The sequence below is a fragment of the Melaminivora alkalimesophila genome (assembly GCF_000282995.1).
Taxonomy (GTDB): domain Bacteria; phylum Pseudomonadota; class Gammaproteobacteria; order Burkholderiales; family Burkholderiaceae_C; genus Melaminivora; species Melaminivora alkalimesophila.
Map to the genome: position 1 here is coordinate 1 of NZ_ALEE01000276.1, position 10,662 is coordinate 10,662.

Genomic DNA, 10,662 nt, shown 5'->3' on the forward strand with positions numbered 1-10,662 from the left:
CGCCAGCGGCTCGCGCACCCCAGCGGCCTGCTGGGCGGTGCCCCGCAGGGCGCGCTGGGCGTGCGCCAGTGCCAGCGTGCGGTAGCGCTCGGCGGCCGCTTCCACGCCGTCCTCGGCAGGCAGTGCGGGCGGCAGCCAGAGGCTGAAGCCGTCGGTGGCGGGCAGCGCCTGCGCCGGCTGCGGCGGCTCGCCGCGCTGCAGCCAGCGCGACAGAAAGGTGGGCGGCGCCGGCGGCTGGGCCGGCCGCAGCACCAGGCCCGGTCCCAGGGCTGCCGTGATGAGCAGGTCCAGCCGCGCCGCGATGTCGGCCAGCTGCAGCACCGGCGGCCCGGGCAGCGGCGGGCGGTGGCGGCGCCACAGCTGCTGCGCGTAGATGGTCGCGTGGCGCGCCGCGTCGGTGATGACGTCTTCGGCTTCGGCCATGCCCTGCCCGCCCCAGCGCCCTAGACGAAGGTCGCGTCCACCAGATCGCGCATGGCGGCGACCAGCGAGGCCTCGTCCGACAGCGGCGCGACGATGGCGTGCATGCAGGCGCGCGGCAGCGGCACGCCGCGCACCGCCAGCTGCGCTGCCGCGACCAACAGGCGGGTGCTTGGCACCTCCGCCAGACCGCGGTCGTGCAACGCACGCAGGCGCCCGGCCAGCTGCACCAGCGCGCGCGCATCGGGCTCGCCGATGCCGCTTTCCCGCGCGACGATGCGCGCCTCCACGTCCGGGGCGGGGAAGCCGAAGTCCAGCGCCACGAAACGCTGGCGCGTGCTCGGCTTCAGGTCCTTGAGCATGCGCTGGTAGCCGGGGTTGTAGGAGACCACCAGCCCGAAGCCCGGTGCGGCGCGCACCAGCTCGCCGGTCTTGTCGATGGGCAGCTCGCGCCGGTGGTCGGTCAGCGGGTGCAGCACCACCACCGTGTCCTGGCGCGCCTCCACCACCTCGTCCAGGTAGCACAGGGCGCCTTCGCGCACCGCGCGGGTCAGGGGCCCGTCGTGCCATTCGGTGCCATCGTTCTTGATGAGGAAGCGCCCGATCAGGTCGCTCGCGCTCAGGTCGTCGTGGCAGGAGATGGTGATCAGCGGCCGCTTGAGGCGCCAGGCCATGTACTCGACGAAGCGCGTCTTGCCGCAGCCCGTCGGGCCCTTGAGCATCACCGCCAGCCCTTGGGCGTGGCACTGCTCGAAGACCTCGACCTCGTCGCCCGTGGGCAGGTAATAGGGCGCGTCGGCCACGTTGCCCGGAGTGCCCTGGTCGGCCGCCTGCAGGAAGGTCGCGTCCACGCCGTCAGACCGTCGCCGCTCGGGCCGGGGCCACTGGCACCACCGGATCGTCCGTGCGCACTTCCAGGCGCAGCGGATAGCGGAAGAAGTCGATGATGAACAGCGCCACGCCCACGGCAAAGATCGAGGCGGTGATGATCAGCATCACGAAGTGCACCTGGATTTTGAGCTGCGCGTCCAGGTAGCCCATGCCCATGATGCGCTCCAGGTAGACCTGTCCGATGCCGGCGGTGGCAAATGACAGCGTCATGCCGAACATGCCGGCCAGCTGCATCCAGAACGCCAGGTAGCCCATGGATGTGCCTTCTTCCGGCCGGCGCGTGAACGACGGCAGCGCGTAGCTGATCATGGCCATGACGATCATCGCGTAGGCGCCGTAGAACGCCGCGTGGCCGTGCATGGCGGTGATCAAGGTGCCGTGCGTCCACTTGTTGACGCTCGGGAAGGTGTGGGCCAGGCCCAGCAGGCCGGCGCCGAAGAGCGTGTACACGGCACTTCCCACCGTCCAGTGCAGCGCCAGCTTGTTCGGGTGCGCCATGCCGGAGCGGCGCATCGCGTAGTAGGCGTACATGGCCATGCCGACCAGCGCCACGGGCTCGAGCGCACTGAAGAAGCCCCCGATCGGCAGCCAGTACGACGGCACGCCCACCCAGTAGTAGTGGTGCGCCGTGCCGAGGATGCCGGCGATGAACACCAGGCCGACGATGACGTACAGCCATTTTTCCATCACCTCGCGGTCGGCGCCCGACAGGCGGATCAGCAGGTAGGCGAGGAAGCCGCCCTGGATCATCTCCCACACCCCTTCCACCCACAGGTGGATGGTCCACCAGCGGTAGAAGATCGCCACCGTGTAGTTGTGGAACTCGAACAGCGCCGGCAGGTACAGCACCGCCGCCAGCCCCAGCCCCCCCAGCAGCACGCCCTCGGGCGTGGTGAAGCGGCCCGACTTCCGGATCGTCATGCCAATGTTGTAGAGGAAGATCAGCATCGCCACCACGATCGCCAGCTTGGACGGCAGCGGCTGCTCGAGCAGCTTGTTGCCCGTTCCCCAGCGAAACAGGTAGCCGATCACCGTCGCCACGCCCATCACCACCCACAGCACCAGCTGGATGTAGGCGAGTTTCACGCTGTAGAGCTCGGTGCGCGACTCGTCGGGCACCATCCAGTAGGTCGCACCCATGAAGCCGCAGATCACCCAGACGATCAGCACGTTGGTGTGGATGACCTTCGTGACGTCGAAGGGCAGGATGTACAAGAGCGGATCCGGCCCCAGGTATTTGGTGGCCGACAGCAGGCCGAACACGATCTGCAGCCCGAACAGGGCCACGGCCACGGCGAAATACCAGTAGGCGACGGATTGGGACTTGTATCTCATGGCGGACTCCGGAAGGAACCTGGGCGGCTTCGGGTTATTTGAGGGTCATCAGGTAGTCCACGAGCTGCTCGATCTGCTCGGGCGCGAGGTCCTTGCCGTAGGTGGTCGGCATGAAGGAGGTTCCGTCGGCCGAGTACATCGGTCCGGGCACCAGGTGTGCGCTCGGCGCGACGATGGACTCGTGGATGTAGCCGCGCACGTCCTTGGACTCGCCCTTGTAGTCGCCGGAAGCCAGCAGCGCCTCGGTGCGCGCCACCAGGCCCGCGAGCGAGGGGCCGGCCATGTTCACGCCCGGCGCCGTGGAGTGGCAGGCGGTGCAGGCGGGCGTGGCCGTGCGGAACACCCGCTCGCCCAGGGCGATGGGGTCCTCGTCGCCGGCCAGCGGCCGCGCCCCCGGGGGCGCCTCGATGCCGCCGCGCCCGACCTTGGCGCCGCTGGTCTGCTGCTCCATGGTCCGGTCGGCACCGGGCAGGGCCGAGCCGGCCACCAGGATCGGCCGCGGCGGCCAGCCCTGGTTGTCCACGTTGCTCACCCAGTCGAAGAAGGCGATCAACCCATCGATGTCCTCCTCGCTCAGGTTCTGCTTGGGCATCAGGCGGCGGTGGCGTTGCTCGTCGTAGAACTTGGACGGGTCCTTCATGTAGGCCTTGAGATAGGCCTCGCCGCGCAGCTTGCTGATCTTCGTGAGGTCGGGCGCGTAGTAGGCGCCCTCGCCGAAGATGGTGTGGCAGTTGATGCAGTTGTTCTTGTGCCAGACGTTCTTGCCGTGCGTGACGGCCGGCGTGATGGACTCGGCGTTGGTCAGCCGGTCGAACTGGCGGTGGCTGTCGAAGGTGAGGATGAGGAACACGGCGGCCGAGAGGGCCGTGGCGACGATGGCGAAGAGGCGTGTCTGGCGCTTGTTCATGGTGGCTCCCTTGGCGTCGATGAAGGCGGGCGTCAGACGCCGATGCCGGCCCAGTAGGTGATCGCCATGGTTCCGGCATAGACCATGGCCACCGCCATCAGCAACACGACGACGAGCGCGAATATCTTCAGGGGGGCGTACCAGGCGTGCATGGGATGGGCTCCAGTCGTTCTTGTCCGTCCGGCGCGTTGCACGCCAGGCTTGTCGGACATTGTTGGGCGCCGGTGGCACGCGCCGCTGTCGGACAAACACCCGACCGCTGTCGGACAGGAGGCCTTGGTCGCCATGCGCGACAATCGGCAGGTGCCTTCTTCCGACCCCATCCAGACGATCCTGATCTACGCCCTGCCCGTGCTGTTCTCCATCACGGTGCACGAGGCCGCCCACGGCTATGCGGCGCGCCACTTCGGCGACAGCACGGCCTACATGCTCGGGCGCATGACGCTCAACCCGATCAAGCACATCGACCCGATCGGCACCATCCTGATGCCGCTCTTGCTGTATTTCTCCACCTCGGGCGCCTTCGTGTTCGGCTACGCCAAGCCGGTGCCGGTGAACTTCGGCAACCTGCGGCACCCGAAGCGCGACATGGTCTGGGTGGCGCTGGCGGGGCCGGCCTCCAACTTCCTGCAGGCGATCGCCTGGGCGCTGCTGCTGATCGGGCTGGTGGCCGCGGGCGTGTCCGAGCCGTTCTTCGTGCAGATGGCGCGCGCCGGCATCCTGGTCAACCTCGTGATGTGGGCCTTCAACCTGTTCCCGCTGCCGCCACTGGACGGCGGGCGCGTGCTGGCGGGCCTGCTGCCCGGGCGGCAGGCGCTGTGGCTCGCGCGCATCGAGCCCTATGGCTTCTTTATCGTGCTGGCGCTGGTGCTGGCCGGCGTGGTGGGCTCCCTGTGGCTGCGCCCGCTCATGTCGCTGGGCTACGGCGCCATCGACCTGCTGCTCTCCCCTCTGGTCGCGCTGCTGCGCTGAACCCGTCCCGCACCTTCCCTTCTTCGTTTCATGGCACCGAACCCCGTCCGCTTCCTCACCGGCATCACGCCTTCCGGCACCCCCCACCTGGGCAACTACGCCGGCATGATGCGCCCCGCCATCGCCGCCACGCGCACGCCGGGCGTGGAGAACTTCTACTTTCTCGCCGACTACCACGCGCTGATCAAGTGCCAGGAGCCCGGGCGCGTGCACCGCTCGACGCTGGAGATCGCCGCCAGCTGGCTGGCCGCCGGCCTGGACCCCGAGCGCGTCACTTTCTACCGCCAGTCGGACATCCCGGAAATCCCGGAACTGACCTGGTTCCTGACCTGCGTGACCGGCAAGGGGCTGCTCAACCGCGCCCATGCCTACAAGGCCGCGCAGGACCGCAACCAGGAAGCCGGGCGCGAGGGCGACGATGGCGTCACGGCCGGCCTGTTCATGTACCCGGTGCTGATGGGCGCGGACATCCTGATGTTCAACGCCCACAAGGTGCCCGTGGGCCGCGACCAGGTGCAGCACATCGAGATGGCGCGCGACATGGCGGCCAGCTTCAATCACCTGTACGGGGAGCACTTCGTGCTGCCGGAGGCCGCCATCGAGGACAACGTCGCCCTGCTTGCCGGTCTGGACGGGCGCAAGATGAGCAAGAGCTACGACAACACCATCCCGCTGTTCGCGCCGCGCGAGCAGCTGCGCAAGCTGGTGATGTCCATCGTCACCGACTCGCGCGCGCCGGGCGAGGCCAAGGAAGCGGAAGGCTCGGCCCTGTTCCAGATCTACCAGGCCTTCGCCACGCCCGAGGAGACGGCCGCCATGCGCCGCGCCTACGAAGACGGCATCGCCTGGGGAGACGCCAAGCAGCAGCTGTTCGAGCGCATCGACGCCGAGATCGCTCCGATGCGCGCGCGCTACGAGGACCTGATGGCGCACCCGGAAAAGGTCGAGGAGGCGCTGCAGCTGGGAGCCGGACGGGCGCGCGCCGAGGCGCGGCCGTTCCTCAAGCGCCTGCGCCATGCCGTCGGGCTGAGGCCGCTCGTCGCCGTGGCGAGCGAAGCGCAGGCGGCGACCGCCGACAAGGCCGATCCGCCCGCCCTGGCAGCATTCAAGCAATACCGCGAGTCGGACGGGAAGTTCTATTTCAAGCTGGTGGCGGCCGACGGCCGGCTGCTGCTGCAAAGCACCGGGTTCGAAGCGCCGCGCGAGGCCGGACAGGCCATCGCCCGCCTGCAGCGCGAAGGCGGTGCGGCGCTTGTCGCCCTGGCCGGACAGCTCGAGCCGCTGGAAGGTGCGGCCGCGCACGAGGCGGCCCGCGCCCTGGACGCGCTGGCCGCCAGCAAGGGGGAAGCCCCGGCGGGTGCGGCAAGCTGAAGGACCATAGGCCAACGGCGGCCCCGCGCCCGGAAGGGGCGGCCGAACCACGGGAGGAGTAGACATGCGCATCGCTGCGGTGGACGACGATCCGCTCCAGCTGGAGCTCTTCACGGCAGCCCTGGACGCCGCGGGCCACCAGTGCCACGGCTTCTCCACGGGGACGGAGCTGCTGCGGGTGCTGCGCCGCGAGACCTTTGATCTGCTGATCGTGGATTGGGAACTGCCCGATTCCAGCGGTCCGGAGATCGTCGCCTGGGTGCGCGAGCACCTCGGCCCGGAACTGCCCATTCTGTTCGTCACCCACCGCCAGGAAGAGCGCGACATCGTCGCCGGGTTGGCCTGCGGGGCAGACGACTTCATGGGCAAGCCGGTGCGCATCGCCGAGCTCAACGCGCGCGTGGCGGCGCTGCTGCGCCGTGCCTGGCCGGCGCCACCGGTCGAGGCGCTGGACTGCGGGCGCTACCGTTTCCATCCCGACACGCGCACGGTGGAGATGGATGGCCGGCCCGTCGAGCTGAAGACGCGCGAGTACGAGCTGGCGCTGTTTCTCTTCCAGAACCTGGGGCGCCTGCTGTCGCGCGAGCACCTGCGCGAGGCGGTGTGGGGCCACAATGCCGATGTGGTCTCGCGCTCGCTGGATACGCACATTTCCCGCCTGCGCACCCAGCTGCAACTGCGCCCCGACCATGGCTACGTCATCAGCTCGGTCTACGGGGTGGGCTACCGGCTGGAAGCCGTGCCGGCCCAGGAAGGCGCGGAGGCGAACCATGGCTGAGTTCCTGCGCCGCGGGCGCCGCTGGGCGGCCGCGCTCCTGGCATGTCCGCTGCTGGCCGCTGCCGGCCAGGCCATCGAACACCGGGTGCGGCCCGGCGACACGCTCGAAGCCCTGTCCTCCCATTACCTGGGGAGCGCCCGGCTGTGGCGCGAGCTGCAGCGGCACAACCGGGTACCGGACCCGCGGCGCCTGCAGCCGGGCTCGGTCCTGCAGATCCCGCTGGAGCTGCTGCCGCGCAGCGCGGCCGAGGTGGTGTTCGTGCACGGCGCGGGGCTGGTGACCCTCCCGGGCGCGAGCCAGCCCGAGCCGGCGCTGGCCGGTCAGCAGCTGCCCGAGGGCACGCGCGCCCAGGCTGGACCCGGCTCCTTCATCAGCGTGCGGCTGGCCGACGGTACCGTGGTCCGCGTGCAGGCCGACTCGGACGTGCTGCTCGAGCAGCTGCGCCGCCGCGGGCGCGCGGGCGACGCGCAGTCGCTGCTCGGGCTGCAGCGCGGCGCCGTGGAACCCTCGGTCGCGCCCGCGGCCGGGTCGGGGCGGACCCTGGAGATTCGCACGCCCACCGCCACCACGGCCGTGCGCGGCACGCGCTTCGTGCTCTCGCTGGCACCGGACGGGCGCACGCTGGCCGCCGTCACCGAAGGCTCCGTGGCCGTCGCGTCGCGCACCGCTGCCGACGCGCCGGCGCTGCTGTCGGGCGGGCAGGGCCTGGCAGTCTCGGCCGCCGGGCGCCTCGCCGCGCCACGCCCCCTGTTGCCTGCGCCCGATCTGGAAGCTCTGCCCGCCGTCTTCAGCGACGCCGACTTTCTGAGCCTGCGCCTCACGCCCGTGGCCGAGGCGGCCGCCTACCAGGTGCAGCTGGCCAGCGACCCACAATTCCACGCCGTGGTGCACAGCAGCACGTCCGCCTCCGCCGAACTCCGCCTGCCGGCCCCGGAGGACGGCCAGTGGTACCTTTCGGTGCGCGCGCTCGACGCCGAGGGCCTGCCCGGCCAAGTGGCGCAGCGCGCCATCACCGTCAAGGCCCATCCGCTGCCACCGCTCTACCAGAGCGGCACGGATGGCCAGGCCTTGCCCCTCGGGGAGGCGCTGCTGCGCTGCACTGCCGTCGAGGGGGCTGCGCGCTACCGGCTGCAGGTCGCCAGCTCCGCGGATTTCGCCCAGCCCCTGCTCGACGAGATCCGGGTTGGCGAGTGTGCGCTGGACGCCCGCCTGCTGGCCCCGGGGCGCTACCACTGGCGCGCAGCCAGCATCCGGATGTTGCCCGATGGCAGCGCCGACCAGGGCCCCTTTGGGCCGGTACAGCCCTTTGCCGTCGCGGCCCGGCCGCCGACCCCGACCTCCGAGACCATCGGCCGCGCCCCGGGCGGGACCGGGCTGCAGCTGAGCTGGCCCGGGGGCGCGCCGGGACAGCGCTACCGCCTGCAGCTCGCCGCCGAGGCCGGCTTTGCCGAACCTCTGGTGGACGAGGAACTGGGCGAGCCCGCCTGGGTGGCACCTGCGCTGGCTCCCGGGCTGTACTACGTGCGCATCCAGACGCTGGATCCCTCCGGCCTGCGCAGCCGCTTCTCCACGGCGCGCCGCTTCCGGGTGGCGGCTTCGGTGCAGGACGGCAGCGGCCAGCCCGTCACCGCCTCCGACGGGCGCCCGCTGTCGGCTCCCTGAGCCACGGCAGCGCCAGCCCAGGGCACCATGGAGGCCCGCCAGCAGCCCGCCCGGGCTCCCATGGCCCGCCGGCGCGCCGGGCGCCTGCGCCGCGAGTGGCTGCTGCTGTCCCTGGCGGTCCTGGCGCTGGTGGCCGGTCTTTCCCTGAGCGGCGCACTGCGGCGCGTCGACCACCTGCTGCACGATGCGGCCATGCGCCGGCACGTGCTGCCGCCCACCGACGAGGTCGTCCTGATCGCCATCGACGATGCCAGCCTGGAGGCCATCGGCCGCTGGCCCTGGCGCCGGGCCCTGCACGCGCAGATGCTGGCCACCGTGGCCGCCCAGGGCCCTCGCGCCATCGGTCTCGACATCCTGTTCGGCGAGGCCGACGCCGACTACCCCGGAGACGACCTGCTGCTGGCGCGCGCCCTCGACCGTGCGGGCAACGTGGTGCTGCCGGTGGCGCAGCGCAGCCCCCACGGCTTCGGCAGCAGCGTGGACGGCCCGCTGCCCCTGCTGCGCACTGCGGCGGCCCAGCTGGGCCATGTGCAGGTGCAGGTGGACAGCGACGGCATCACCCGCCGGCTGTACCGGCGCGAGGGCCCGCAGTCGAGCCCCTGGCCCCACATGAGCATCGCCCTGCTGTGTGCGGGCGGCGAGCCCCAGCCCGCCTGCCGGGGCAACCGCCCTCCGGCCTCGGGCGCCTGGGTGCGCGAGGAGCCCCGGATCCTGACTTTCACTGCCGGGCGACCGGCCTTCACCGTGTATTCCTACGTCGACGTCCTGAAAGGCCACCTGCCGCCGGGCGCCCTGCGGGACCGCTACGTGCTGGTGGGCGCGACCGCCGTCGGTCTTGGCGACATGCTGGTCGCCCCCCTGTCGGACGGCACGCGGCGCATCCCCGGCGTCGAGCTGCTGGCGCACGCGCTGCACGCCGAGCGGGCCCAGGCCTACCTGCGGCCCCTGCCGGTCGAGCTGGAGCTGGGGCTGCACCTGGGAATCGCCGCCGCGGCCTTGCTGGGCGTGGCCCTGCTGGGTCCAGCCGCCGGGTTGGCGCTGAGCGCAGTCCTGGCGCTGGCGACGCTCGCCGTGGCCCTGGCCGCCCCGGCGCTGCTCGGTTGGCAGCCCACCGCCACCCCGGCCCTGGTCGGCATCGCCCTGGCCTGGCCACTGTGGAGCTGGCGGCGCCTGGGCGCGGCGGCGCATTTCCTGCAGCTGGAGATGCAGGCGCTGCAGCTGCAGCTGCCCCCTCCCGCCCAGGGCAAGCGGAGCTACACGGACGCGCTGGAGCGGCGCATCCACGCGGTCGAGGACGCCTCGGCCCGGCTGCGCCGCCTGCACCACTTCATCAGCCTCAGCCTCCAGCACCTGCCCTCGCCGACCCTGGCCTGCGACGGGGCGGGGCGCATCCTGCTGGCCAACGACGCCGCCGAGGACCACCTAGCCCACGTCGGCCTGCCGCTGGAGGGGCGCCTGGTGAGCGAGCTGCTGGCCGACCTGCGCAACCCGTGCAGCGGCGAACCGCTTCTGCCTGCGGGCGGCCTGGACCAGGCCGCGGTCCCGCCCCGCCAGGAGGGGCGCGATGCGCGCGGCCGCGACCTGCTGGCGCTCTGCCAGCACCACCGGATGGACGCCCGCTCCCTCTGGCTGATCACCCTCGTGGATCTGACGCCCATGCGCCGGGCGCAGCAGCAGCGCGACCAGGCGTTGCACTTCATCTCCCACGACATCCGCGCGCCGGCCGCCTCCATCCTGACCCTCCTGGAGATGTGGCGCAGCTTTCCGGGTCGGATGTCGCAGCAGCAGCTGCTCGAGCGCATCGAGCGCCACGCCCAGGCATCGCTGGGCATGGCCCAGGGCTTCGTCCGGCTGGCCAGCGCCCAGGCCGACACCTACGAACAGGCCCCCTTCGACCTGGCTCATGTCCTTCAGGAGGCGCTGGACGACGCGTGGGCCAATGCCCAGAAAAAGGGGTTGGGGCTGGAACTTGCAGGCGCCGATGAAGCGGCGCCCGTGGCGGGCGACCAGTCCCTGGTGCTGCGCGCGGTCGCCAACGTCCTGGGCAACGCCATCAAGTTCAGTCCGGCCGGCGCTGCGGTGCGCTGTGCGCTGGCGGCCGAGGCCGGCGAATGGGTCGTCACCATCGTGGACCAAGGCCCGGGCGTCGCGCCCGAGTTGCAGGCCCGCATCTTCGAGCCTTTCCGACACGCCAACCACGACGGCGCCAATCCACAGGGGATTGGCCTGGGGCTGGCCTTCGTGCGCACCGTGCTCGAGCGCCATGGGGGGCAGGTGCGGGTGCGCAATCAGGAGGGCGCGGGGGCGTGCTTCGAGCTGCGCCTG

At 71.3% G+C, this 10,662-nt stretch carries 8 protein-coding genes and 1 pseudogene; 5 read left to right on the forward strand and 4 right to left on the reverse strand.

Annotated features, from left to right (window positions below; all coding sequences use genetic code 11):
* The 4 genes and pseudogenes from A612_RS05130 to A612_RS05145 form a co-directional block, all read right to left on the reverse strand.
* Positions 1-423: pseudogene (locus A612_RS05130) on the reverse strand (nitric oxide reductase activation protein NorD); the annotation flags it as partial.
* Between the two features lie 20 nt (positions 424-443).
* Complete coding sequence (locus A612_RS05135; protein ID WP_019373466.1) at positions 444-1,271, reverse strand: CbbQ/NirQ/NorQ/GpvN family protein; 828 nt, start codon at positions 1,269-1,271, stop codon at positions 444-446.
* Between the two features lie 4 nt (positions 1,272-1,275).
* A complete protein-coding gene (locus A612_RS05140) occupies positions 1,276-2,646 on the reverse strand; it encodes a cbb3-type cytochrome c oxidase subunit I (RefSeq protein ID WP_019373467.1) in 1,371 nt (456 codons plus the stop codon).
* Positions 2,647-2,680: 34 nt separating this feature from the next.
* Positions 2,681-3,553, reverse strand: coding sequence for a c-type cytochrome (locus A612_RS05145; protein WP_019373468.1), 873 nt, complete (start codon positions 3,551-3,553; stop codon positions 2,681-2,683).
* Positions 3,554-3,838: 285 nt separating this feature from the next.
* On the opposite strand from A612_RS05145, the gene A612_RS05150 reads away from it, so the two are divergent.
* The 5 genes from A612_RS05150 to A612_RS05170 form a co-directional block, all read left to right on the forward strand.
* Entirely contained in the window at positions 3,839-4,525 is a 687-nt protein-coding gene (locus tag A612_RS05150; RefSeq protein WP_019373470.1) for a site-2 protease family protein, read from the forward strand.
* Between the two features lie 30 nt (positions 4,526-4,555).
* Positions 4,556-5,896, forward strand: coding sequence for a tryptophan--tRNA ligase (locus tag A612_RS05155; RefSeq protein ID WP_019373471.1), 1,341 nt, complete (start codon positions 4,556-4,558; stop codon positions 5,894-5,896).
* Positions 5,897-5,960: 64 nt separating this feature from the next.
* Entirely contained in the window at positions 5,961-6,674 is a 714-nt protein-coding gene (locus tag A612_RS05160) for a response regulator transcription factor (RefSeq protein WP_019373472.1), read from the forward strand.
* Positions 6,667-8,337, forward strand: a complete 1,671-nt coding sequence (locus tag A612_RS05165) for a FecR domain-containing protein (RefSeq protein ID WP_019373473.1) — start codon at positions 6,667-6,669, stop codon at positions 8,335-8,337. Before A612_RS05160 ends, A612_RS05165 begins: the two co-directional genes overlap by 8 nt.
* A gap of 27 nt (positions 8,338-8,364) precedes the next feature.
* Positions 8,365-10,662: CHASE2 domain-containing protein (locus tag A612_RS05170; protein WP_241209517.1), on the forward strand; the 2,298-nt coding region annotated here is incomplete at its 3' end.

Coding starts and splice junctions, on each gene's coding strand:
- A612_RS05160 (WP_019373472.1), top strand. CDS start 5,961: ATGCGCATCGCTGCGGTGGACGACGATCCGCTCCAGCTGGAGCTCTTC.
- A612_RS05165 (WP_019373473.1), top strand. CDS start 6,667: ATGGCTGAGTTCCTGCGCCGCGGGCGCCGCTGGGCGGCCGCGCTCCTG.
- A612_RS05140 (WP_019373467.1), bottom strand. CDS start 2,646: ATGAGATACAAGTCCCAATCCGTCGCCTACTGGTATTTCGCCGTGGCC.
- A612_RS05145 (WP_019373468.1), bottom strand. CDS start 3,553: ATGAACAAGCGCCAGACACGCCTCTTCGCCATCGTCGCCACGGCCCTC.
- A612_RS05150 (WP_019373470.1), top strand. CDS start 3,839: ATGCGCGACAATCGGCAGGTGCCTTCTTCCGACCCCATCCAGACGATC.
- A612_RS05155 (WP_019373471.1), top strand. CDS start 4,556: ATGGCACCGAACCCCGTCCGCTTCCTCACCGGCATCACGCCTTCCGGC.